Source organism: Cytobacillus oceanisediminis, from assembly GCF_004366035.1.
Taxonomy (GTDB): domain Bacteria; phylum Bacillota; class Bacilli; order Bacillales; family Cytobacillaceae; genus Cytobacillus; species Cytobacillus oceanisediminis_C.
Map to the genome: position 1 here is coordinate 337,304 of NZ_SOEE01000004.1, position 26,011 is coordinate 363,314.

Consider the following 26,011-nt stretch of genomic DNA (forward strand, 5'->3'; position numbering starts at 1 on the left):
TTTAAAAAGGGGAAGAAAACCCTTCAGCGGTTAACGACGGATTTGCATCCTATTCGGCAGATCCGCCCGTATCTTCCCGGTCTTTTAAACATCTGCAAGGAGTGTAAACATGATTCTATTTGGCCGAGTATCAACAGCTATGGTAACGCCATTCGATCATAAGGGACATATTGATTTCCCTAAAACAACACAGCTTATCAATCATCTTATTGAAAATGGTACAGATTCATTGGTTATTGCAGGGACTACCGGCGAGTCGCCAACATTGACAAAAGAGGAAAAGCTGGCATTATTTAAACACGCAGTGAAAGTGGCTGACAAACGTGTGCCTGTGATTGCCGGCACTGGAAGCAATAATACGTACGAATCAATTGAATTAACGAAAAAAGCAGAGCAAATTGGTGTAGATGCCATCATGATCGTTGCACCTTATTACAATAAGCCAAATCAGGAAGGGCTTTATCAGCATTTCAAGGCAATTGCAGAAAACACGAGCCTCCCAGTAATGGTTTATAATATTCCGGGACGCTCTTCAGTCAATATTCTCCCTGAAACAATCATCCGCCTTTCGGAAATTCCAAACATTGCGGCAGCTAAAGAAGCAAGCGGAGATCTGAATGCAATGGCAAAAATCATTGCCAATACGGATGATGACTTTATGCTTTATAGCGGTGATGACGGGCTTACTCTTCCATGCATGGCAATTGGGGGAACTGGAATCGTGTCTGTTGCTTCCCATGTAATTGGCAATGAAATGCAGGAAATGATCACAGCTTACCTGAATGGTGAAAATGAAAAGGCTGCAAAAATCCATCAAAAAATTCTTCCGGTCATGGAAGGCCTTTTTGCTGCTCCGAGCCCAGTGCCTGTAAAAACTGCACTGCAGCTTAGAGGGCTTGATGTCGGATCCGTCCGTCTTCCTATGGTTCCGTTAACAGAACAGGAACGCAGCGCAGTTGCTGCCCTATTTAAATAATTCGAGCTTGCCAACCAGTGTTTTCTGGTTGGTTTTTATTTTTGTTAATTCATCATGGAGCTTGCATGAAGCCCAAAATGAAAAGTCTTGAGTTTAAACGGTCACCATAGAGCTCGCATGGAGCCCAAAATCAAGAGCCTTGAGTGGAAATGGTCGGCATGGAGCTTCAAAGCAGCCTAAACCAGGGCTATCTTCTTCAATGAAACTCTGTAAGCTTATGAGAAGCCAAAATATCTTGCCCGCCCCATTAAGCCCTATGTATAAATTTGGTTGTCATGGTTTTATGACTTCAAGTATAATATGAATAACTGATCTTGATCGGCTGAACATGCATGGGAGGATACGTAAATTGAAAAAGAGACAGAATGAAAGCATCAAGCTAGCAGCACTCGGAGGAGTCGGAGAACTTGGGAAGAATATGTATTTGGCAGAAGTGGATGAGGACATATATGTACTCGATGCCGGATTAATGTTCCCTGAAAATGAAATGCTCGGAATTGACATCGTGATACCTGATATTACATATTTAGTTCAAAATAAGGAAAGAGTGAAAGGGATTTTTCTGACACATGGGCATGAGGATCACATTGGCGGTCTGTCTTATGTGCTGACAAAGGTCAATGTTCCAGTTTATGGAACAAAGCTGACTCTGGCGCTGGCCAAAGCCAAAATGAAGGAACAGGAATACAGAGGCAAAGCAAAGTTTATTGAAATTAATTCAGATGCCAAGGTTGAATTTGATTCGGCAGATGTTACTTTTTTCAGGACAGGCCATAGCATACCGGATAGTGTCGGTGTTGCTATCCATACTTCCGAAGGTGCGATTGTGTATACAGGAGATTTCAAATTCGATCAGGCAGCGACTGCCTTATACAAACCTGAAATCGGCAAAATGGCGCGCTTAGGGGAAGAGGGGGTTCTTTGCCTGCTTTCTGACAGTACAGAAGCAGAAAAGCCTGGATACACCAACTCAGAATCGAAAGTGGCCAGAGAGATGACAGCTGCATTCTATGCTGCTAAGGGGAGAGTCATAGCAGCTTCCTTTGCGTCTGACCTAATCCGTATACAGCATATTTTTGATGCGGCCATGGAAACGGGCAGGAAAGTGGCAGTGGTCGGGAAAAGTCTGCAAAAGGTCTTTGATATTGCCATGCAGCTTGGTTATTTGCAGGTAGGAGAAGATGTGATTATACCTGTCGCTGAAATCGGCAAATACAATGATGACCAAATCGTTGTTCTTACCACAGGTACTCAGGGGGAGCCGATTGAAGCGCTTCAAAAAATGGCGAAGCAGTCTCATAGACAGGTGAATATTAAGAAGGGTGATACCGTTTTACTGGCCGCCTCCCCATTAAGAGGAACAGAGGTATTAATTTTTAAAACAATTGATATGCTGTTTAGAGCGGGTGCTGAAGTCATCCCTGGGAAAGGAACTTTTAATACATCCAGCCATGGCAGCCAGGAAGAACTTAAATTTATGATTAATCTGATGAGCCCGAAATTCTTCATTCCGGTTCATGGGGAATACCGTATGCTGAAAGCGCATGCTAAAATTGCCAGGGACTGCGGATTATCAAGCGGACAAATTTTCATCCCTGATAAAGGCGATGTAGCAGAAATTAAGGATGGTGCAATCGTTCCCGGAGGAAAAATCCCTTCAGGAAATGTGCTGATTGATGGAATAGGTGTCGGCGACGTTGGAAATATCGTATTAAGGGACCGAAGACTGCTTTCGCAGGATGGAATCTTATTAGTGGTTGTCACTCTTAATAAAAAGGAAAAGAAAATATCCGCTGGCCCTGAAATCATTACAAGAGGTTTTGTATATGTCAGGGAATCAGAAAAGCTTCTTGAGGAAGCTGTAAAAATAGTCAGGGAAGCGGTAGAGCAAAACCTTGCCAGAGAAGCCTTTGACTGGTCCGGCATTAAGCAGGATATGCGTGACAGCCTGAATCAGTACCTGTATGAAAAAACAAAACGCAGACCAATGATCCTTCCTATTCTGATGGAGGGATAACAAATAAAACACAGCCCGGCATTTAATGCCTGGCTGTGTTTTTTGCCTTCTCTCTTCAGCAATAATGCGCATGAAATAGAATCCCGCGTTCATACTAACAATATATTGCTTGAAGGGAGAAATAAGGATGGAAAATGATATGAAAAATAACCGCAATGAGGGCGGGGAAGGCCAGGAACAGCCGAAAGAGGATAAACCATCTGCCCTTATGGAGAAGATTCAGCAGCTTGGACAGACGAATGTGCCGCAGCTGTCTCAGGATTCAAAAATTCATTGCCTGACCATTGTTGGGCAAGTAGAAGGACATCTTCAGCTTCCGCCACAAAATAAAACAACAAAATATGAACACTTAATTCCTCAAATTGTAGCGATTGAGCAAAACCCAAAAATAGAAGGTCTTTTGGTTATTTTGAATACAGTAGGCGGTGATGTGGAGGCTGGACTGGCAATATCAGAAATGCTGGCATCTTTATCAAAGCCGACCGTCTCCATTGTCCTTGGAGGAGGCCATTCCATTGGTGTGCCTATCGCTGTGTCATCCGATTATTCATTTATTGCAGAGACTGCTACGATGACAATCCACCCTATCAGACTGACTGGCCTGGTAATCGGTGTGCCGCAAACATTTGAGTATATGGATAAAATGCAGGATCGGGTTATTAATTTTGTAACAAAGCATTCAAATATTTCCGAACAGAAATTTAAAGATCTGATGTTTGATAAAGGCAACCTAACCAGGGATATTGGAACAAACGTGGTTGGCAGGGATGCTGTTGAATATGGCCTGATTGATGAAGTAGGAGGGGTAGGGCCTGCGCTGGCAAAGCTGAATGAACTGATTGGTATGAATAAACCTAAAGAAGAAGTGATTGTTCAATGATCCTTTATACAATGATGCCTCAAGAGCTTATTTACCAAAATGAGCAGGATGATTTTGGCAAACAGAAAATTGTGTCTCATGAAGGAATCCCCCTCTTAGTCGAAATGAGTGCAGGACAGGAATGCCGAATCTTAAGAATCATGAGCAGCGACCCCATCCATTATATGGATGAAAGATATACTCCCGGGTCTATGATCACTTTGACGCAGTTAAGCTGAGAAATACATTCAAAAAACAACTTAAATAAGAATCGATATGATATAATAAAATTAACTTTAGAAGCAGCCAAAAAATGGCTGCTTCTTCTTTCATAGCAGACATGGTGTATTACATAATGGATTTTTGATGATGCTGTTAATAAGAATAATGATAAGGTGATAAAATGGCCAAAAGAAAGAAAAGAAAATCTAAAAAGAACGAAACACTGAAACGGACAATGAAATTTGAACTTATTGCACTGATTATACTGGCACTTGCTGTAATATCAATTGCTAAGCTAGGAGCGGTCGGCAAAGCAACAGTGCTTTTTTTCCGTTTCTTTATGGGCGAATGGTACATGCTCAGCCTGATAGGATTAGTCATATTTTCAGGTTACCTGATGTGGAAGAGATCTCTTCCCTATCTATTCCACACTAAATTAATAGGTATTTATCTCATTATCAGCTCCCTGCTGCTGTTAAGCCATGTCACATTATTTCAGCTTCTCTCAAATGGTGGGAAGTTTGATGATCCAAGTGTGATAGCCAATACGTGGGAACTATTCCGGATGGAAGTCCGGGGAGAAACAAGCACAACCGATTTAGGCGGAGGAATGCTAGGGGCTATTTTTTTCGCACTGTTTTATTATCTTTTTGATGAAGCTGGTTCAAAGATTGTGGCCTTTTTATTAATTATTATCGGTTTCGTTCTCATTACAGGAAAAACGTTTGGAGGTGCAGCCGGAAAAATGATGGCCGCACTGCTGAATTTCTGTAAAAAACAATGGGTTGCTTTTATAGATGATATGAAAGAATGGAAACAAAAAAGCAGAGAAAGACGTGAAGAAAGGCAGTCAAGAAGAGAAGAAGAACAGCAGGCTATTCAGCACGAAGAAGAACCTGAGACTGTTATTACCATCAATAATACTGCTGAACCGGTATCTGAACCGTCACCAGAACCGATTATTTCAAGCTTTGCCGAAAGAGCTTATCAGGAAGATCCTCAGGAAGCGGCTTCTAATCAGGAAGCAGCTGAGAGTGAACCGGAGGATGAGAATGCACCGCCAATTACGTTTACTGAAGTGGAAAACAAAGACTATGAGCTGCCGCCAATCAGACTATTGAAATTGCCAAGGCAAACGGATCAAAGCGGTGAGTATGAGCTTATCCATGCGAATGCTGCTAAGCTCGAAAGAACATTTCAGAGCTTTGGGGTTAAAGCGAGAGTGACACAGGTTCATTTAGGACCCGCTGTTACAAAATATGAGGTGCATCCCGATGTTGGGGTGAAGGTAAGCAAAATCGTTAGTCTGAATGATGATTTGGCATTGGCACTGGCAGCCAAGGATATCAGGATAGAAGCACCAATTCCAGGTAAATCCGCCATTGGCATAGAAGTTCCGAACTCTGAAGTGGCCATGGTTTCTCTTAGGGAAGTTATTGAATCCAAGCAAAATGACAAACCGGACTCGAAGCTTCTAATCGGGCTTGGCCGTGATATTACTGGAGAGGCTGTCCTGGCAGAACTCAATAAAATGCCCCATCTTCTTGTTGCCGGTGCAACAGGGAGCGGAAAGAGTGTGTGTATCAACGGAATCATTACCAGCATTTTGATGAGGGCAAAGCCGCATGAAGTAAAATTAATGATGATCGACCCTAAAATGGTGGAATTGAATGTATATAACGGGGTGCCGCATTTGCTGGCGCCGGTTGTGACAAATCCGAAGAAAGCTGCTCAGGCGCTGCAAAAAGTCGTCAGTGAGATGGAAAGGCGCTATGAGCTTTTCTCCCATACTGGAACAAGAAATATCGAAGGCTACAATGAGTATGTAAAAAGGCATAATGCCGAAGAGGAAGCACAGCAGCCCCTTCTTCCGTACATTGTGGTCATAGTGGACGAGCTTGCAGATTTAATGATGGTAGCGTCCTCAGATGTCGAAGATGCCATCACGCGCCTTGCTCAAATGGCAAGGGCAGCAGGCATCCATTTAATTATCGCAACGCAGCGTCCGTCAGTTGACGTTATCACAGGTGTAATCAAAGCAAATATACCATCAAGGATTGCATTTGCGGTTTCATCCATGACGGATTCCAGAACCATTTTGGATATGGGCGGTGCGGAAAAACTTCTGGGAAGAGGAGATATGCTTTTCCTGCCTGTAGGTGCTTCCAAGCCAGTCCGTGTACAGGGTGCCTTCCTTTCTGATGAAGAAGTAGAAGAGATAGTGGATTTTGTCATCGGTCAGCAGAAGGCACAATATCAGGAAGAAATGATTCCGGAGGATATTCCTGAAGCAGCAGGAGAAGTGGATGATGATCTTTATGAAGAAGCTGTTGAATTGATTCTGGAAATGCAGACTGCTTCTGTTTCCATGCTTCAAAGGAGATTCAGGATCGGCTATACCAGGGCTGCAAGGCTGATTGATGAAATGGAAGCAAGGGGCATTGTCGGTCCATATGAAGGCAGCAAGCCAAGAGCTGTGCTGCAGGGCAAGCCTTCGGAAGAAGCCAGCTCCTAAATTTTATAAGAATGACACATTAAAAAATGGCCAGTCTTCGGACGGCCATTTTTTAATGTATTTGAAAGATATATGCCAAAAAAATGCCGGCAATAAAAAAAGGTATGGGAATATGCCATACTACTAAAAACGCTTACATAAAATGAAGAGGTATGGTACTTTCAACTCATCGCAAAATAGGATTTTTTGTCAGGTGCATTTTCAGCCGAAATCTCTAATGTAATCGTTTTCAAAGTAGTATTATACCAGAAAAAAGAAATTGGTACAGAAGGATTCACAAACATTTTGTTCTTTTCACCTTTTTTCGACAAATTAATAAATTTCTATTTCTTTATTGGGTAAAAAGTGTTATAGTATTTTCGATTAGTAGGAATGATTGAACATCAGAGGTCTGATGTCTTGAGAACTGAAGTTGGAGGAACCCTGCATGTCTATTAAGTCAGATAACCGGCATTTATATTTGCAAGTCATCGATCGATTAAAACAAGACATTGAAGATGGAGTTTATAAAGAAAAAGAAAAACTTCCGTCTGAATTTGATCTTGCCAAACAGCTTGGTGTTAGCAGAGCTACACTGAGGGAGGCATTGCGCATTCTTGAAGAAGAAAACGTAATTATCCGCCGTCATGGTGTAGGCACCTTTGTCAATGCAAAGCCGCTTTTCACATCAGGCATCGAACAGCTTAATAGTGTCACAAATATGATTTTGCAGGCAGGGATGAAGCCGGGAACCGTTTTCTTAAGTTCTGTAACTATGGGACCGACTGAAGATGATATCCGCAGATTCTCATGTTCGTTAGACCAGGAGATTGCCGTGATTGAGCGGGTGAGAACTGCAAATGGTGAACCGGTCGTGTATTGTGTGGATAAAGTTCCTGAGAATATTCTACCGGATACATTTTCCCACGAACAAGAGTCGATCCTCAACATGCTTGAAGAAGAGGCAAACCGGAAAATCACCTATGCTGTTGCCCAAATCGAGCCTATTGGCTATCACGAGAAAATTTCACCTATTCTGGAATGTGACCCGGAAACTGCATTGCTGGTATTGAAGCAGATGCATTTCGATGAAGCGGATACACCGATTCTCTATTCGGTCAATTATTTCAGAGCTGATAAGTTCAGTTTCCATGTCCTCAGAAAGAGAATCTAGCTTTTGGGGGATATACGAAAACACAATCATTCATTCCGCTAATGCAAAAACAATTTCTTAGGGGGTACCAACCTTGAAAAAGCGTAAATTCGGATTGGCGCTATCTTTAGTTCTTGCTGCTGGAACGATTCTGGGTGCTTGCGGCAAAAGTGAAGAAAAAGGCGGAGAAACAGCTGGCGGAGACGAAAAAGAAAAAGCATTCTCTGTAGCGATGGTAACAGATGTCGGTGGTGTAGATGATAAATCATTTAACCAATCTGCCTGGGAAGGTTTACAGGCATTTGGTGAAGAAAATGGACTTGAAAAAGGAAAAGGCGGATTTGACTATCTTCAGTCACAATCAGATGCTGACTATTCTACAAACCTTAATACATTAGCTCGTCAAGATTTTGATCTTGTTTTCGGTATCGGATTCCTAATGGAAGGTGCAATCAATGAGATTGCTCAGCAGCAAAAGGATGCTCATTTCGGAATCGTTGACGCGGTTGTTGATCAGCCAAACGTAGCAAGCATCATGTTCAAAGAGCAGGAAGCTGCATTCCTTGCAGGTGTTGCTGCAGCGAAAGCAACTAAAGAAAACAAAATTGGTTTCATCGGCGGAATGGAGATTCCGGTTATTGAGCGTTTCGAGTCTGGATTCCTTGCTGGTGTTCAAGCGGTAAACCCTGATATTAAAGTAGAAGTTCAATATGCTGGAGCATTTGATAAAGCTGAATTAGGTCAGACAATTGCTTCTAAAATGTACTCTTCTGGAGTCGACGTAATCTTCCACGCTGCTGGCGGAACAGGTAACGGTCTTTTCAAGGAAGCTCGTGACCTTAAAAAGAAAGACCCGGAAAGAGAACTTTGGGCAATTGGTGTTGACTCAGACCAGACAGCTGAAGGTGTAGTTGAAATCGATGGCAAAGAGCACAATGTAATCCTTACATCTGCACTTAAGCGTGTAGACAATGCTGTTAAGGACCTTTCTACAAAGGCAAAAGACGGCAGCTTCCCTGGCGGAGAAACGACTACTTACGGATTGGCTGAAGACGGTGTAGGCCTTGCTCCTATCAATCCGGAAGTATCTGCTAAAGCAGAAATCGAAGGTGCAGTTAAAGAATGGCAGGAAAAGATCAAGAATGGTGACGTGACTGTTCCATCTACAAAAGATGAACTGGCTTCTTTCTCAGCTGAATAATTAACTTACAAGGAATAAGCAGGTTGCACTGCGGCCTCTTATTCCTTTTTTAAAATTAAAAGTTTAATTGAAGGACAGAAAGAATTCTGTATTTCACTTAGATTTTTAATGCAATAATTAAATTTTTCTATTCATTAAGATGAGCTTGGCAATTTGGCCAGGTTTTTCTAAGAATTGCCAAGGTCTGACCTCTTACTACTGATTTTTTCCTTATATTTTGAGCAAGGAGTGAAACAAATGGATTATGTTATTGAAATGCTCAACATCCGCAAGGAGTTTCCTGGAATCGTAGCAAATGATAATATCACGCTTCAGCTGAAACCAGGTGAAATTCATGCGCTGCTTGGCGAAAACGGTGCGGGCAAATCAACATTAATGAACGTCCTTTTTGGCTTATATCAGCCTGAAAAGGGTGATATAAAAGTTAAAGGAAAACCGGTGCGCATCACCGATCCAAATATAGCAAATGACTTGGGCATCGGGATGGTTCACCAGCACTTCATGCTAGTAGACCGTTTCACCGTCACTGAAAATATTATTCTAGGAAAAGAAACGACTAAAGGCGGAAAAATAGATATTAAAAAGGCTGAGAAGGAAGTCAGAGAAATTTCCGAGCGATATGGACTTGCTGTAGACCCTCAGGCGAAAATTTCAGATATTTCTGTAGGAATGCAGCAGAGGGTAGAGATTTTAAAGACCCTGTATCGGGGAGCAGAAATCCTTATTTTTGATGAGCCTACAGCAGTTCTTACTCCACAGGAAATTAAAGAGCTCATTCAGATTATGAAAACCTTAATTCAGGAAGGCAAATCTATTATTTTAATCACCCACAAGCTGAAGGAAATAATGGAAGTTTGTGATCGAGTAACGGTAATACGCAAAGGGGTCGGAATCGGTACGGTTAATGTCAGCGAGACGAATCCTAATGAACTTGCCAGTTTAATGGTGGGAAGGGAAGTTACTTTTAAAACGGATAAAACAGAATCGAAGCCGCAGGAACAAGTGCTTGAAATTCAGGATCTAAATGTAAAAGATTCCCGGGGGCTTGGTGTGGTTAATAACCTTAACCTTAATGTACGGGCCGGAGAAATTCTCGGTATTGCCGGTGTAGACGGAAATGGACAGTCTGAGTTAATAGAAGCTATCACAGGTTTGAGGAAGTCTGAAAGCGGTTCAATTAAATTGAATGGCAAAGAAATTATTAATATGCCACCGCGAAAAGTAACGGAGAAGGGCGTTGGGCATATCCCTCAGGACCGTCATAAGCATGGACTTGTACTCGATTTTCCGATTGGAGAGAATATGGTTCTGCAAACCTATTACAAAGCTCCATTCTCTAAAAAAGGTGTTCTGAACTTTAAAGAAATCTACAGCAAAGCAACAAAGCTGATTAAAGAATTCGACGTTAGAACCCCAAGTGAATATACACTTGCAAGGGCACTTTCTGGAGGTAACCAGCAGAAAGCCATTATCGGACGTGAAATTGACCGAAATCCAGATCTCCTGATCGCTGCTCAGCCGACACGCGGATTGGATGTTGGAGCGATTGAATACATTCACAAGCGTCTGATTGAACAGCGTGACCAGGGGAAAGCTGTGCTGCTTATTTCATTCGAATTGGATGAAATCATGAATGTCAGCGACCGTATTGCTGTTATTTATGAAGGTGAAATTGTAGCAGTAGTTGACCCGAAACAAACAACTGAACAAGAATTAGGTTTATTGATGGCCGGTTCTAAACGGAAGGAAGCGGGTGGCGAAAACCATGTCTAATCGCATGAAGAATATTGTCGTGCCTCTAGTTGCCGTTCTGCTTGGCGTATTAGTAGGTACAATCATAATGATAGCAACAGGGTATAATGCCGGATCTGCATTTATTGCCCTCTGGAACGGTGCTTTTGGAGAAATCTACTACACTGGTGAAGTTGTCAGGCAGGTCACTCCTTATATTCTTGCAGGTTTGGCAGTTGCATTTGCTTTCCGTACAGGCTTATTTAACATCGGTGTTGAAGGACAGCTGATCGTCGGATGGCTTGCTGCTGTTTGGGTAGGGGTTGCATTTGAACTTCCAAAGTTCATCCATCTGCCGCTGGCTGTTCTTGCAGCTGCAGCAGCGGGTGCACTATGGGCATTTATTCCAGGATTGCTGAAAGCCAAGTTTAAAGTCCATGAAGTAATTGTCACGATCATGATGAACTATGTGGCATTGCATGTAACGAACTATATAATCCGTACTGTCCTTTCAGAAAAAAGTGACCGTACTGAGATGATTGCAGACTCTGCATCACTGCGTTCCCCATTTCTTGAGGGATTAACTGACTATTCTCGTCTGCACTGGGGAATTTTAATTGCTTTAGCTTGTGTATTTTTAATGTGGTTTCTATTAGAAAAAACATCAAAGGGATACGAATTGCGCTCCGTAGGCTTTAACCAGCATGCATCTGAATATGCAGGCATGAGCGTCAGCAGAAACATTATTCTTTCAATGGTGATCTCAGGAGCATTTGCTGGTCTTGCGGGTGCGATGGAAGCTTTGGGTACATTCGGATACGCAGCCATCAAGGGCGGTTTTACCGGAGTAGGGTTTGATGGTATCGCAGTTGCACTTCTAGGCGGTAACGGTCCAATCGGGATTATCTTTGCAGCATTGCTATTCGGAAGCTTGAAGGTCGGCGCCTTAAATATGCCGCTTGAAGCTGGAGTTCCAAATGAACTGGTGGATATTATCATTGCTCTTATTGTGTTCTTTGTTGCAGCAAGCTATATGATTCGCATCTTTATTGACCGTATCAGCAAAAAGGGGGTGAAGTAAGTGGGCTTAATGGAGATCCTATTAATTATTATTCCATCAACTTTGCTTTGGGCAGCCCCGCTTATTTTCACTGGATTGGGCGGAAACTTTTCAGAAAGCTCCGGTGTTGTAAATATTGGTTTAGAAGGCTTGATGGTAATTGGAGCATTCACTGCCATTGTCTTTAACCTTACTTTCGTAGACGTATTTGGCAGCATGACGCCATGGGTAGCATTACTGGCAGCTATGGTTGTAGGAGCACTTTTATCCATCCTGCATGCTGTTGCTTCTATTACGTTTAGAGCAGACCAGGTAGTCTCAGGCGTCGCCATTAATCTTCTGGCAATTGGAGCTGCACTGTTCCTGGTTAAATTCATTTATGGAAAGGGCCAGACCGATATTATTCAAAAAGGGTTCAGCAAGGTGGATATACCATTTTTGAGCGATATACCTGTATTAGGAAAACTGTTTTTCTCAAACACATACTATACTTCATTTGTAGCGATTGCCGTTGCATTTCTTGCCTGGTTTGTGATGTTTAAAACTCCATTCGGGCTAAGGCTGAGGGCGGTTGGTGAACACCCAATGGCTGCAGATACAATGGGTATTAATGTTACCCGAATGAGATACATTGGGGTATTAATCTCCGGTGCCCTGGCAGGAATTGGCGGCGGTGTGTATGCACAATCTATTTCTTCAGATTTCGGCCATGCAACGATCAGCGGCCAGGGCTTTATGGCATTAGCAGCATTGATCTTTGGTAAATGGCATCCGCTTGGTGTTATGGGGGCGGCTTTATTCTTTGGATTTGCGCAAAGCTTGAGTATCATCGGCTCGAGCCTTCCATTCCTTGAGAATATTCCAAATGTATATCTTCTCATTGCACCATATGTTTTAACGATTCTGGCATTGACTGGTTTCATTGGACGCGCCGATGCTCCAAAAGCATCTGGTACTCCATATGTAAAAGGAAAGCGCTAATCAGCAAAGCCCCATTTCATATAGAAATGGGGCTTTTTATAGTTTTCAGCGCAAATCTTATCCTATTTAAGTTTGTTAATTAGAAAAAGAGCTTAGATCTTTGATTTTGCGTTTTTCCTTGTATCTGGATGATTATGAAACAGAAAAGATTTTTTTCTGTTTAAACTGGATTTTACTGGAATCGGCAGCTTTATTGTTTTATTTGCCATCATTTTCCGACAATAGTGAATCCTTTCCGATTCTATTTTCATTCGGGGATCTATATATGACAGCCGCACCAATTGCCCTTCATAAGATGAATAGCAGCCCCAAAGGTTTTTCGATAATTACAAATGCAGGAATCGATTTTGATTACATTGCTTTTTTTTGCTCATCATTTCATCCGGCGGTATATTTAGCCCTTTGATGCCGATTGGCGATTAATGATGAATATGGACATTCGGCAGGAGACGAGTTATTAAAAGAGCTAGGAGAAATTTTCAGTGAAGCGGTTAATATCTTCGGCGGTCAAGCATTCTGCTATGGAGGGGAAGAATTCGCCTTCTTGATGCTGGAATCGGAAGAAACGAGCCGGAGGCCTTCTTTCAGACCATTTTGTAAAGCTTAATGAAAATAAGCTTACATCTGAAAGTCTCCCCATCAGCATGAGTTTTGGCGTATTGCTGGCGACCTGCAAGGTGAATAAGAGTCTTGAAATTGCTGATCAGTATCTGTTTCAGGCGAAGAATACCGGAAAAAAGTAAATGCGGAATAGTGATGAAAAATCATGATGCTAAACTTAAGTCAGTTTCTGTTAGCTAACCCCTAAAAGGGGTTTTTGTTTTGTTCAATAACCTTCCAAGACAGCCAATAACTTGAATTAAAGAAATAGGGCAAGGTATAGTAAGAATATGATTTAATACAAAGGATATTATAGAAGATAGCAGCAAAGTGTTTACATATAGGTGATATTCCCTATTCTTAATACTGACCGTACTTTGGACTCATCAATCTACCGACAGGAGGAAAAGAAATGGCTGTAATCTCTGAATCCGTAAAAGCCATGAATGGCTATAAGCTTCACGTAGTTAAAACAGAGAAATATAAAACCAATACACTGGTCTGGAAAATGAAAGCCCCGCTTGAAAAGGATACTGTCACATTAAGATCTTTATTGCCGCATGTCCTGCAAAGCAGCAGTTCATCATACCCTGCAACGGGAAAGCTGCGCTCTTATCTTGATGAATTATATGGTGCAACTCTTTTTGTGGATTTGGCGAAAAAGGGAGAGTATCATGTCATTACCATTTCTGTTGAAATTGCGAATGAGAAATTTCTTTCAGACCCAACTCCTCTTTTGAAAAAGGCGTTCCAATTTTTATCGGAGATCCTGACTAAGCCAAATGTGCAAGGCGGAGCTTTTGACCAGGATACGGTTGAAAAAGAAAAAAGGACGCTGAAACAGCGGATTCAATCCGTTTATGATGATAAAATGCGCTATTCCAACTTTCGGCTGGTACAGGAAATGTGCAAGGATGAGCCTTATGCGCTCCATGTGCATGGCGAGAAAGAAGATGTGGATAAAATTACGGCTGAAAGCCTTTATGAATATTATCAGCAGGCAATGGCGCAGGATGAGCTTGAATTATATGTAATAGGTGATGTGGATGAAGCAGATGCCGAATCCTATGCAGGGGAGCTTTTATCTTTAGAGGAAAGAAAACCGCAGACAGCGCCAGCATCTGCAGGAAGAACCGGGGAATCTGTTAACGAAGTCAAAGAAGAACAGGATGTAAAGCAGGGGAAACTAAATATCGGCTACCGGACAAATGTCGTTTACGGAGATCCTGATTATTATGCACTTCAGGTATTCAATGGGATTTTTGGAGGCTTTTCACACTCAAAATTGTTCTTGAATGTCCGCGAAAAAGCCAGTCTTGCATACTATGTAGCCAGCCGCCTTGAAAGCCATAAAGGCTTAATGATGGTTATGTCGGGGATCGATAATAGTAATTATGACCAGGCAGTGAATATTATTAAAGAACAGCTGGAAGCCATGAAAAACGGGGACTTTACGGAACAGGAAATGGAGCAGACCAAAGCAGTCATAAAAAATCAGCTTCTGGAGACTGTTGATACAGCCCGCGGGATCGTCGAGGTCCTTTACCATAATGTTGTGTCAGGCAAAGAAATTACGCTTCAAACCTGGATGGATGAAATGGATAAGGTAACTAAAGAGGAGATTGCCGAAACAGCTAAGAAGGTCAGTCTGGATACAGTGTATTTCCTGACAGGAAAGGAGGCGGGCAAGTAATGGAAAAAATCACTTTTGACCAGCTTCAGGAAGAGCTGTATTATGAAAACCTTGAAAATGGGCTGGATGTATATATTTTGCCGAAAAAGGGATTTAACAAGACCTATGCCACGTTTACAACGAAATATGGTTCGATTGACAATCATTTCCTGCCCCCCGGGAAAGATGAATTTGTAAATGTTCCTGATGGGATTGCCCATTTTTTGGAGCACAAGCTTTTTGAAAAAGAAGACGGCGATGTATTCCAGCAATTCAGCAAGCAGGGAGCATCAGCTAATGCATTTACTTCTTTTACCAGGACGGCTTATTTATTCTCCAGCACGTCGAATGTAGAGTTGAACCTTGAGACACTGATTGATTTTGTGCAGGACCCTTATTTTACAGAAAAGACTGTTGAAAAAGAGAAAGGCATCATCGGCCAGGAAATCACCATGTATGATGATAATCCTGACTGGCGATTATATTTTGGCCTGATCGAAAATATGTATAAAAACCATCCGGTTAAAATCGATATCGCGGGTACGATTGAGTCTATTTCCCATATTACGAAAGATATGCTGTATGAATGCTATGAAACCTTCTACCACCCAAGCAACATGCTGCTATTCATCGTTGGACCCGTAGATCCGGATCAGATTATGTCTCAGGTTCGAACTAATCAAAGCAAGAAGGATTATAAAGAGATTCCGGAAATTAAACGCCAATTCGAAGAAGAGCCTGCTGAAGCGGCCGAAAAGAAAAAGGTTCTTGAGATGAATGTTCAGACCTCAAAGTGCCTTGTTGGAATAAAGAGCAGAAATGCAAATCAGTCCGGTAAAGAAATGCTCAAAAATGAACTGAGTCTGAATGTGCTGCTTGATATCTTATTCGGTAAAAGCTCTGAGCACTACAGCTCATTGTATAATGAAGGGTTGATTGATGACACATTCTCCTTTGATTATACTCAGGAACAGGGCTTTGGATTTGCCATGGTAGGCGGGGACACAAATGATCCTGACCGTTTGGCTGATACATTGCAAAAGATGCTGCTTGATGCAAGGGAAAAGGGAGCTATTTCACAGGAAACACTTGATCGGACAAAAAAGAAGAAAATAGGTGCATTCCTGCGTGCTGTCAATTCACCTGAATATATAGCCAATCAATTTACCCGGTATGCTTTTAATGAGATGGATTTGTTTGATGTCGTGCCGACGCTTGAAAGCATCACACTTGAGGATGTAGAAAATGCGGCTGGTCATTTGATTAGCGAAGAACGATTTACGGTTTGTCAGGTTGTGCCTAAGAAATAAAAAGCTGTTTCAGCAGAGCGCCATAAAAGGCGCTTTGCTTTTTTCGGGAGTGTATAAAATGAGGAAATTCGCGTTAATAACTGGAGCGAGCGGAGGAATCGGCCAGGAAATCAGCATCAAACTGGCAGAGGAAGGCTATTCACTTTATTTGCATTACAATCAAAATAAGCAGAGTATAAACAGTCTGCTGGAACGCCTGCAGGCTTTTGATGGAGAATATATTCCCATCCAGGCAGACCTGTCTGTACAAGGCGGCTATAAAAAAATTTTACCAAATATTTTTTCGCTTGATGCCATTATCCATAATAGCGGGTCAGCACAATACGGACTTCTTACGGAATTGCCGGAAACGGAAACTGAGGCGCTGATGACCCTTCAGGTTACTTCACCGCTTCTGCTAACCAAAGAGCTTCTGCCAAAACTTATTTCAAAGGGCGGCGGGAATGTTGTAGTTATTTCCTCTATATGGGGCCAGACAGGTGCGGCTTGTGAAGTTGCATACTCTGCAGCGAAGGGTGCCCAAATTGCTTTTGCAAAAGCTTTAAGCAAGGAAGTTGCCCTGAGCGGGGTGAGGGTTAATGCGGTTGCCCCAGGTGCCGTCGAGACGTCTATGCTGAATGATTTTACTGAAGAGGAGCTGGATGCCGTAAAAAGCGATATTCCAATGGGCAGGCTTGCCTTGCCTGCTGACATTGCCAACTCCGTTTCCTTCCTTCTTTCAGAAAGGGCATCCTATATTACCGGACAGGTCTTGGCTGTAAATGGCGGCTGGTATACGTAACTGCCTATCGTTCAAAGAAGTTTTCATATTTTTTGGTCCATGTGTATTAGTGCATGCATATTTTATTCAGCCCCTAAGCACAATATAATTGTACAACATTTAAAGGAGGCAATAATTATGTCTGTACTAGATAACTGGCAGCAGTGGAAAGACTTCCTTGGAGATCGTCTTCATCAGGGACAGAACCAGGGGATGAATAAGGATACTGTAAATGACCTTGCTTACCAAATCGGCGATTATTTAGCCAAGCAAGTGGAGCCGAAGAATGACCAGGAAAAAATCCTGGCTGATCTTTGGTCTGTAGCAAGCCCGGATGAGCAGCATGCCATTGCAAATATGATGGTAAAGCTTGTTCAAAACGACGGCTCTCAATAAGAATTTAATGTAAATCAGCGAAAAGAGAGGAGATCCTCTCTTTTCGTTTTCCCCAAAAAGAATTTCCTCCCCAGCCAGACGGGTTTTTCCTTTCATATTGGTAAAAAATCATATATTATAGAATCTAGATGAAAATTCAGGGTAAGTTTAATAAAAATTTACATTAATAAAAGATATACATATACATATAAAATGCGCAAAGAGCCGCGCATCATGCAGGAGGAGGTTTTCCGGTGGAGAAAACAGAATGGTATTTGGAATATGAAATCCAAAAGAATCGTCCCGGTTTGCTTGGTGACATTTCTTCCCTGCTGGGGATGCTTTCCATAAATATCGTTACCATCAATGGTGTGGATGAAGGCCGAAGGGGCTTGCTGATTCTGGCTAAAGACCACGAACAGATTGAACGCTTAAAATCGATTTTAAATACAATGGATACGATTAAAGTGATTAAGCTCCGGGAGCCTAAACTTAGAGACCGTCTTGCCGTGCGCCATGGAAGATACATTCAAAGGGATGCCGACGACAAGAAAACGTTCAGGTTCGTCAGGGACGAGCTTGGGTTATTAGTCGACTTCATGGCGGAATTATTTAAACAGGAAGGGCACAAGCTAATAGGGATCAGGGGAATGCCAAGGGTTGGAAAAACTGAATCCATTGTGGCCTCAAGTGTTTGTGCCAACAAGCGCTGGCTATTTGTTTCATCCACTCTGCTGAAGCAGACGATACGCAACCAGCTGATCGAGGATGAATATAATGAAAACAATTTGTTCATAATAGACGGAATTGTCTCAACCAGACGTGCAAATGAACGCCACTGGCAGCTTGTGCGGGAAATTATGCGTCTTCCTGCAGTAAAGGTAGTAGAGCATCCGGATATTTTTGTGCAAAACACTGAATACTCCCTTAATGATTTCGATTATATTATTGAGCTTCGACACGACCCTGAAGAAGAGATTACTTATGATGTAGTAGAGAAAAACAGTATGTTCTCTGAATCTGATTTTGGAGGCTTTGATTTTTAGTAAGTTGGAAGGTGTTGTAAATTGACAGAACTAGGCAATCGTTTAAAAGAAGCGCGGCTGGCTAAAGATATGAGCCTTGACGATCTGCAAAAGGTCACAAAAATACAAAAGCGCTATTTGATGGGAATTGAAGAGGGCGATTATAGCATGATGCCCGGAAAGTTTTATGTCAGGGCATTTATAAAGCAATACGCTGAAGCGGTTGGAATTGAGCCGGAAGAAATTTTCGAGCAGTATAAAAATGACATTCCGGCACAGGTGAATGATGATATTCCGGAAAAGCTATCCCGTGTTCAATCCAGAAAAGATCTTTCTGGCAGGACTTCAAAGGTATTCGATATTCTTCCAAAGGTACTCATTGGTGTCTTTATAATTGGTCTCATCGCTGTCCTTTATAATTTCCTTGGGACCAAAGATCAGGCGGATAATGAAGAGAAGCCATCAGATCGGACAGATGGGCAGACGGTCATAGAAGAGTCTGAAAACCTTTCAGATAGTAAAAAAGATGAAAATGATAAAGATGAATCAGCAGGAGACAAAGAAGAATCTGCTGACAAAGACTCTGCTGAGGAAACTGCCGAGGATCAAGAAGCCGAGAAAGCACCAAAGCAGGAGGTTGCTGTAGTGCAATCCAGCGGAAATGGAACGGTTTATGAATTGAAAAATGCGGACAAGTTTGAACTGGAGGTTGTGTCTACAGGAGAAACTTGGGTGAATATCAAAAACGGCAAAGGGAATTCCTTATACCAGGGGATGCTGACAGCAGATGGCACAAAAAGCCATAAGGAAGATTTTTCAAAGGAATCGGAAGCTTCCATTGTAGTCGGTAATTCGACTCAAACTGAAATCTATGTAAACGGCGAGAAAATTGAGTATAAGGTGCCGCCTTCACAATCCGTCAAGCAGGATATAACCATTAAGTACGCGCCGAAGACCGAATAGTCATCTTCTTTAGATGACTATTTTCGCTTTTTATGTAAAAATTATCATTAATAGGTTTGCAGCGAATGTCTGAGACCTTTTAATGAAAGAAGCTTCATTTACTATACTTGGAGGTAAAACATGAATCTGCCAAATAAAATTACAGTGTCACGTATATTGCTGATACCCGTATTTCTGCTCGTAATGCTTGTTCCTTTTTCGTGGGGAAATGTAGAATTCCTTGGAGCGGATATGCCGGTAACCCATCTGATTGGAGCTCTTATCTTTATCATTGCTTCAGTTACCGATTGGGTCGATGGCTACTTTGCCCGCAAATACAATCTGGTTACAAATCTGGGTAAGTTTCTTGATCCGCTCGCAGACAAGCTCCTCGTCTCTGCAGCATTGATTGTCCTGGTTGATCTTGAGCTGGCTCCATCCTGGATTGTGATTATTATCATCAGCCGTGAATTTGCCGTAACAGGTTTAAGGCTCGTTCTGGCGGGGGAAGGAGAAGTAGTCGCAGCGAATCAGCTGGGCAAAATCAAAACTTGGGCTCAAATTGTGGCCATTTCTGCACTGCTTTTACATAATGTTATTTTTGAAATGGTTTCAATTCCGTTTGATCTGATTGCCCTATGGGTTGCGATGTTCTTTACCATCTGGTCCGGCTGGGACTATTTTGCCAAAAACAAGCAGGCCTTCATTAACTCAAAGTAATTTTTTTAGCCAGAAAGGGGCGTTTGAATGAATGCAGAAATTATAGCTGTCGGGTCTGAGCTTTTACTTGGACAAATCGTTAATACAAATGCCCGCTTTCTTTCCCGGCAGCTTGCTGAACTGGGCATTAATGTTTTTTACCATACAGTGGTTGGTGATAACCCTGAACGCCTGAAGTCTGTGATCAAAATTGCGGAAGATCGATCAGATCTGATCGTTTTCACTGGCGGGCTGGGACCGACGAAGGATGATTTGACAAAAGAAACGATTGCCCGCCATCTTGGCAAAGAGCTTGTCATGGATGAACAGGCGCTTGAATCCATAGAGCTGTATTTTAAACGGACCGACAGAGAGATGACTGAAAATAATAAAAAACAGGCTCTTGTACTTGAGGATGCACAAGTGCTACCTAACGAGCATGGGATGGCTCCTGGAATGATTTCCGATAATGGCGGGCATGTTTTTATGCTCCTTCCGGGACCTCCAAATGAAATGGAGCCTATGTTCCTGAAACATGCTTTTCCGGCCCTGCAATCCAAGCTGGGCACAGAAGATGTGATTGTTTCCAGGGTATTGCACTTTTTCGGGATTGGAGAAGCCATGCTTGAAACTGAGATTGTAGATATTATCGATGCGCAGAGCAATCCAACGATTGCCCCGCTCGCCTCTGATGGAGAAGTCACGTTAAGGCTTACGGCAAAGCATAGCCAGCCTAACACGGCAATGATGCTAATGGATGAAACTGAAGCCAAGATCCTCAGCCGTGTCGGCGAATTCTTCTATGGCTACGATGACACTTCCTTGATGTATGAGCTTACCAAGCTGATCAAGGAAAACAATATGACTATTTCCGCTGCTGAGAGTCTAACAGGCGGCATGTTTCAGCAGGAGTTTACATCTATTCCGGGAGCAGGCGGCCTTCTAAAAGGCGGAGTGGTTTGTTATACAAACGAAGTTAAGGCTGAAGTTTTAAAAGTCCGCAAAGAAACGATTGATAACGACGGGGTCGTCAGTGCTCAGTGTGCAGCAGAGCTTGCTGAGAATGTTGCCAGTCTGACTAACTCAGATATCGGGATCAGCTTCACAGGTGTTGCAGGTCCCGACGAACTGGAAGGAAACCCTGTGGGAACCGTATATATAGGCATCTGGATAAAAGGGAACCCTGTCCAGACTGAAAAGCTGAACCTTGGGGGAACCAGGGCAGCAAACCGGGTCCGTACGGTAAAATACGGCTGTCATTTTCTTATAAAAGCATTAAAAGAAAGTCAGAGCGCCTGAAAAGCGTTCTGATTTTTTATTAGCCAGAAAAATAGACAGAATTCTTATCAAAATGCCATTTCTTCTATTGATTCACACGTGAAAATTACATTTTCCCCAGCATGAATTGATATTTTTGGGCAAAATGTCCCGGTGAAAAAAATCGAATGGATGTTCGACTTTTTGCTCGACAAATGCATTGAAAAGGTTTATAGTAGAGTTAGGTTTTGAGATGAGACAAAACGAATCTAATCAAAAGATAGATTCGTCTATATAAAAGGAGGAACTATTAGTGAGTGATCGTCAAGCAGCTCTTGAAATGGCGTTAAAACAAATAGAAAAGCAATTTGGTAAAGGTTCTATCATGAAGCTTGGTGAACAGACTGACCGCAAAATTTCCACTGCACCAAGCGGATCCCTTGCCCTTGATGCAGCTCTTGGGGTAGGGGGCTATCCAAGAGGACGTATTATTGAAATTTATGGACCTGAGAGCTCAGGTAAAACAACTGTAGCCCTGCATGCAATTGCAGAGGTTCAGGCAAGCGGAGGACAAGCTGCTTTTATCGATGCTGAACATGCTCTAGACCCAGTTTATGCACAAAAGCTTGGTGTAAATATTGACGAGCTTCTACTTTCCCAGCCGGATACAGGAGAGCAGGCACTTGAAATTGCAGAAGCACTTGTTCGAAGCGGCGCTGTTGATATTTTAGTAATTGACTCTGTTGCAGCCCTTGTGCCAAAGGCTGAAATTGAAGGGGAAATGGGTGATTCCCATGTTGGTTTGCAGGCCCGCCTCATGTCTCAGGCACTTCGTAAACTATCAGGTGCAATCAATAAATCAAAAACCATTGCGATTTTCATTAACCAGATCCGTGAGAAAGTCGGAGTTATGTTCGGAAACCCTGAAACTACTCCTGGCGGACGTGCATTGAAATTCTACTCTTCTGTCCGTCTTGAAGTGCGCCGTGCAGAAACCCTTAAGCAAGGCAATGAAATGGTTGGTAATAAGACAAAGATCAAAGTTGTCAAAAACAAAGTCGCTCCTCCATTCAGAGTGGCGGAAGTAGATATCATGTACGGTGAAGGAATCTCTAAGGAAGGCGAAATCATCGATCTTGGCTCTGAGCTGGATATTGTCCAAAAGAGCGGTTCATGGTACTCATACAACGAAGAGCGCCTTGGCCAAGGCCGTGAAAACGCCAAAGTATTCCTAAAAGAAAACCCTGAAATCCGCCTCACTATCCAAAAACAAATCCGTGAACATTATGGACTTGATGAAGATAAAGTAATCAGCGGAGACGAAGAGCAGGAAGAATTCGAGCTGATCGATTAATACAAAGGAAAAGCAAAGCCCGGGCGGCTTTGCTTTTCTTATAGGTATGGAGTGAATAGCGCAGATTTATTCTGTTCTTTCCCCTGCAAGAATTTTATTTATTAGGCTGCGAAATAATAAATTGCTTTTTTAGCACAACGGGAAGAAGGAGTGAAATCCAATTAGCAAAAACAGTGTTTTTTATAGAAAATTTAATTAAGGACTGTAATATTGCTAAATTTTTATATGGTACGTGTTGAGCGACGAGGAGGCTCGCGGCAGCCCTCGGAAAGCGAGTGCCTTCATCGTAAATCAACACCCCTTTTCGGCAGGCTGCATTAAAGTTAGTATTTTCTAGGCATTTAATGTGTCTAATCAAAAATAATTAAGAGTTCAAACCAATCGAAATATTAAGAAAAGCCCACAGGACAAACCCTTGACAATAAAATTCCACAGCTTTACAATTAAAAATGTATATTTTACATTTTATATGTAAAGAAATTCTTACTGAGTTAGACTTTGTCTGGCTCCAGGCTCCATTGGCTATTCATACGTTAATATTATGCCAGCCCTCAATGGATGCCCAGTGCTTTTTTAAGATTGAAACGTTTAAAAGCCTTAGTGCTGTATGTTGAATTGGACAATGTACATGCCGACACTTTAAAAAACGTAACACAAACAAGTTCATAGCAAGAGGAGGTGAAATGATGGATCTAGTAACAGCAATCATCTCCATTTTGCTTGGCCTAATCGTCGGTGCTATTGTTGGCTATTTTGTTCGCAAATCTATTGCTGAAGCAAAAATTGCAGGAGCTAAAAATGCTGCTGAGCAGATTTTTGAAGACGCAAAGCGAGAAGCTGAGGCTACGAAGAAAGAAGCCCTGCTTGAAGCGAAAGATGAAATTCACAAGCTTCGCACAGATGCGGAAAGTGAAATTCGTGATCGAAGAAATGAACTGCAAAAACAAGAAAATCGCTTAATGCAAAAAGAAGAGAACCTTGATCGCAAAGATGAAACGTTAGATAAACGTGAAGCGCTTTTAGAAAAGAGGGACGATTCTCTTAGCAAAAGACAACAGCATATTGAAGAGATGGAAAGCAAAGTGGACGAGATGATTAAAGAGCAGCAAGCTGAGCTGGAACGCATCTCAGGCTTGACTCGTGAAGAGGCAAAGTCCATCATTTTAGAGCGCACGGAGCAGGAAGTGGCTCACGATGTCGCTATTATGGTAAAAGAGAGCGAGACTAGAGCGAAAGAGGACGCAGATAAAAAAGCGAAGGAAATCTTGTCACTGGCTATCCAAAGATGTGCAGCTGATCATGTAGCTGAAACTACAGTATCAGTTGTCAACCTGCCAAATGATGAGATGAAAGGGCGCATTATTGGCCGTGAAGGCCGTAATATCCGTACTCTTGAAACTCTGACTGGAATTGATCTTATTATCGATGATACGCCGGAAGCGGTTATTTTATCCGGTTTTGATCCGATTCGCCGTGAGACAGCACGCTTAGCTTTAGACAAACTGGTTCAGGACGGACGCATCCATCCAGCTCGGATTGAGGAAATGGTTGATAAGGCCCGCCGTGAAGTGGATGAACACATCCGCGAAATTGGTGAACAAACCACTTTCGAGGTTGGTGTTCACGGTCTGCATCCAGATTTAATCAAAATTCTTGGCCGTTTAAAATTCCGTACAAGCTACGGTCAGAATGTGTTAAAGCATTCAATGGAAGTGGCTCAGCTTTCAGGTTTATTGGCGGCGGAATTAGGACAGGACGAAACATTGGCACGCCGTGCTGGATTGCTTCATGATATTGGAAAAGCAATCGACCATGAGGTGGAAGGAAGCCATGTTGAAATCGGTGTGGAACTTGCCACTAAGTATAAGGAGCATCCTGTTGTCATCAACAGTATCGCTTCCCACCATGGTGACACAGAGCCTACATCGATCATTGCCGTGCTTGTCGCTGCAGCTGATGCTTTATCAGCAGCAAGACCTGGAGCAAGAAGAGAGACTCTTGAGAATTATATTCGACGTCTGGAGAAGCTTGAAGAGATTTCAGAATCCTATGATGGCGTTGAAAAATCATTTGCCATTCAGGCAGGACGCGAAATTCGCATTATGGTTAAGCCTGAACAAATTGATGACCTTGAAGCTCATCGTTTGGCAAGGGATATCCGTAAGAAGATTGAAGAGGAACTTGATTATCCAGGCCACATCAAGGTCACGGTTATCCGTGAAACGAGGGCCGTTGAATATGCAAAATAAAGCGATGCACATGCATCGCTTTTTTCTTTTTCGGGGTGTGCTTTATTTTGATGCAGGAAACTATGTTAAACTAATAATAAAGACTGGAAAAGCATACATATATCTTTAAAAACAGAAAGGGATATGACATGAATATATTGTTTGTCGGAGATGTAGTGGGATCCCAGGGGCGGGATATGATCACTGAATATGTACCGAAGCTAAAAGAAAAATACCGCCCGCATATCACGATTATCAATGGGGAAAATGCAGCGGGAGGAAAGGGAATTACGGAAAAGATATACCGGGGATTCCTGGAGGCCGGTGCTCAGGCGGTAACTCTCGGAAATCATACGTGGGATAACCGGGAGATTTTTGAATTCATTGACCGCGCTAAATATATGGTTCGTCCGGCCAATTTTCCATCAAATAATCCTGGCAAAGGCATGGTGTTTTTAAAATTCAATACAGAGGAAGTAGCGGTTATCAGCCTTCAGGGCAGGACTTTTATGAATACAAGTGATTGTCCTTTCCAAAAGGCGGATGAACTGATAAAGGAAGCCCGTGAAAGGACTCCATTCATTTTTGTTGATTTTCATGCGGAAGCAACAAGTGAAAAACAGGCAATGGGCTGGTATTTGGATGGAAAAGTATCAGCAGTCGTGGGTACGCATACGCATGTGCAGACAGCCGATAACCGTATTTTGCCTGGAGGTACTGCTTTTATGTCTGATGTGGGAATGACAGGCCCTTATGACGGAATCCTTGGTGTTGAAAAAGAAGCTGTGATCAAAAGGTTTTTGACTGGGCTGCCGGTTCGATTTGAGGTTCCGAAAGAAGGCAGGACTCAATTAAGTGCAGCGTTCATTGAGCTAAGTCCAAAAACGGGGCTGGCAAAAAAAATTGACCGGATCTTGATTAACGATGACCACCCTTTTTATACGTAAACAAATAAAAAACTGCATTCGGATGACCGAATGCAGTTTTAGTTTTTTTCAGAAAAATCAGCTTGAAACCCTGCTTTTTTTGTCCAAGCCGGAATATGTGAATTCCAAGCTGAATATAGTAGCAATGGAATGATATATAGACCTGGTG

Annotated in this window: 22 protein-coding genes; all 22 read left to right on the forward strand. The window is 42.4% G+C overall.

The genetic code is table 11. The annotated features are described in order from the left end of the window. The first annotated feature begins 109 nt into the window (after positions 1–109). The 22 genes from dapA (at position 110) to DFO72_RS12575 (ending at position 25,863) form a co-directional block, all read left to right on the forward strand. A complete protein-coding gene (gene dapA / locus DFO72_RS12470; RefSeq protein ID WP_113881991.1) occupies positions 110–976 on the forward strand; it encodes a 4-hydroxy-tetrahydrodipicolinate synthase in 867 nt (288 codons plus the stop codon). Between the two features lie 349 nt (positions 977–1,325). Next, on the forward strand, positions 1,326–2,993 hold the full coding sequence (locus DFO72_RS12475) for a ribonuclease J (RefSeq protein WP_113881992.1): 1,668 nt from the start codon (positions 1,326–1,328) through the stop codon (positions 2,991–2,993). A gap of 127 nt (positions 2,994–3,120) precedes the next feature. After that, positions 3,121–3,873, forward strand: a complete 753-nt coding sequence (locus DFO72_RS12480) for a ClpP family protease (RefSeq protein WP_395858164.1) — start codon at positions 3,121–3,123, stop codon at positions 3,871–3,873. Beyond that, on the forward strand, positions 3,870–4,091 hold the full coding sequence (locus tag DFO72_RS12485; protein WP_113881993.1) for a YlzJ-like family protein: 222 nt from the start codon (positions 3,870–3,872) through the stop codon (positions 4,089–4,091). The genes DFO72_RS12480 and DFO72_RS12485 overlap by 4 nt, the downstream gene beginning before the upstream one ends. A 164-nt stretch (positions 4,092–4,255) precedes the next feature. Further along, entirely contained in the window at positions 4,256–6,589 is a 2,334-nt protein-coding gene (locus DFO72_RS12490) for a DNA translocase FtsK (RefSeq protein WP_113881994.1), read from the forward strand. A 427-nt stretch (positions 6,590–7,016) separates the two neighbouring features. Beyond that, on the forward strand, positions 7,017–7,742 hold the full coding sequence (locus DFO72_RS12495) for a GntR family transcriptional regulator (RefSeq protein WP_113881995.1): 726 nt from the start codon (positions 7,017–7,019) through the stop codon (positions 7,740–7,742). 73 nt (positions 7,743–7,815) lie between these two features. Beyond that, positions 7,816–8,922, forward strand: a complete 1,107-nt coding sequence (locus DFO72_RS12500) for a BMP family lipoprotein (protein ID WP_113881996.1) — start codon at positions 7,816–7,818, stop codon at positions 8,920–8,922. A gap of 237 nt (positions 8,923–9,159) precedes the next feature. Continuing rightward, positions 9,160–10,695 (forward strand): ABC transporter ATP-binding protein, encoded by a 1,536-nt coding sequence (locus DFO72_RS12505; RefSeq protein WP_113881997.1) that lies wholly within the window; start codon positions 9,160–9,162, stop codon positions 10,693–10,695. Further along, a complete protein-coding gene (locus DFO72_RS12510) occupies positions 10,688–11,734 on the forward strand; it encodes an ABC transporter permease (protein WP_113881998.1) in 1,047 nt (348 codons plus the stop codon). Before DFO72_RS12505 ends, DFO72_RS12510 begins: the two co-directional genes overlap by 8 nt. Further along, positions 11,735–12,694, forward strand: a complete 960-nt coding sequence (locus DFO72_RS12515; protein WP_113881999.1) for an ABC transporter permease — start codon at positions 11,735–11,737, stop codon at positions 12,692–12,694. Positions 12,695–13,106: 412 nt separating this feature from the next. After that, complete coding sequence (locus DFO72_RS30685) at positions 13,107–13,301, forward strand: diguanylate cyclase domain-containing protein (RefSeq protein WP_113882001.1); 195 nt, start codon at positions 13,107–13,109, stop codon at positions 13,299–13,301. Between the two features lie 405 nt (positions 13,302–13,706). Beyond that, a complete protein-coding gene (gene yfmF, locus DFO72_RS12525; RefSeq protein ID WP_113882002.1) occupies positions 13,707–14,987 on the forward strand; it encodes an EF-P 5-aminopentanol modification-associated protein YfmF in 1,281 nt (426 codons plus the stop codon). Next, entirely contained in the window at positions 14,987–16,276 is a 1,290-nt protein-coding gene (yfmH, locus tag DFO72_RS12530) for an EF-P 5-aminopentanol modification-associated protein YfmH (protein ID WP_113882003.1), read from the forward strand. The genes yfmF and yfmH overlap by 1 nt, the downstream gene beginning before the upstream one ends. 58 nt (positions 16,277–16,334) lie before the next feature. Next, positions 16,335–17,057, forward strand: coding sequence for an elongation factor P 5-aminopentanone reductase (ymfI, locus tag DFO72_RS12535; protein WP_113882004.1), 723 nt, complete (start codon positions 16,335–16,337; stop codon positions 17,055–17,057). A 117-nt stretch (positions 17,058–17,174) separates the two neighbouring features. After that, entirely contained in the window at positions 17,175–17,432 is a 258-nt protein-coding gene (locus tag DFO72_RS12540) for a DUF3243 domain-containing protein (protein ID WP_113882005.1), read from the forward strand. Positions 17,433–17,665: 233 nt separating this feature from the next. Continuing rightward, entirely contained in the window at positions 17,666–18,457 is a 792-nt protein-coding gene (locus DFO72_RS12545; RefSeq protein ID WP_009330674.1) for a YmfK family protein, read from the forward strand. Between the two features lie 21 nt (positions 18,458–18,478). Beyond that, positions 18,479–19,399, forward strand: a complete 921-nt coding sequence (locus DFO72_RS12550) for a helix-turn-helix domain-containing protein (protein WP_113882006.1) — start codon at positions 18,479–18,481, stop codon at positions 19,397–19,399. Between the two features lie 120 nt (positions 19,400–19,519). Next, entirely contained in the window at positions 19,520–20,098 is a 579-nt protein-coding gene (pgsA, locus tag DFO72_RS12555; RefSeq protein ID WP_113882007.1) for a CDP-diacylglycerol--glycerol-3-phosphate 3-phosphatidyltransferase, read from the forward strand. A 27-nt stretch (positions 20,099–20,125) separates the two neighbouring features. Continuing rightward, on the forward strand, positions 20,126–21,376 hold the full coding sequence (locus DFO72_RS12560; protein ID WP_113882008.1) for a competence/damage-inducible protein A: 1,251 nt from the start codon (positions 20,126–20,128) through the stop codon (positions 21,374–21,376). A gap of 271 nt (positions 21,377–21,647) precedes the next feature. Continuing rightward, the gene (gene recA / locus DFO72_RS12565; RefSeq protein WP_113882009.1) at positions 21,648–22,688 is read left to right on the forward strand and encodes a recombinase RecA; all 1,041 of its coding nucleotides are present in this window, start codon (positions 21,648–21,650) and stop codon (positions 22,686–22,688) included. 686 nt (positions 22,689–23,374) lie between these two features. Continuing rightward, the gene (gene rny / locus DFO72_RS12570) at positions 23,375–24,937 is read left to right on the forward strand and encodes a ribonuclease Y (protein ID WP_113882010.1); all 1,563 of its coding nucleotides are present in this window, start codon (positions 23,375–23,377) and stop codon (positions 24,935–24,937) included. A gap of 128 nt (positions 24,938–25,065) precedes the next feature. Then, a complete protein-coding gene (locus DFO72_RS12575) occupies positions 25,066–25,863 on the forward strand; it encodes a TIGR00282 family metallophosphoesterase (protein WP_113882011.1) in 798 nt (265 codons plus the stop codon). Positions 25,864–26,011: the final 148 nt, after the last annotated feature.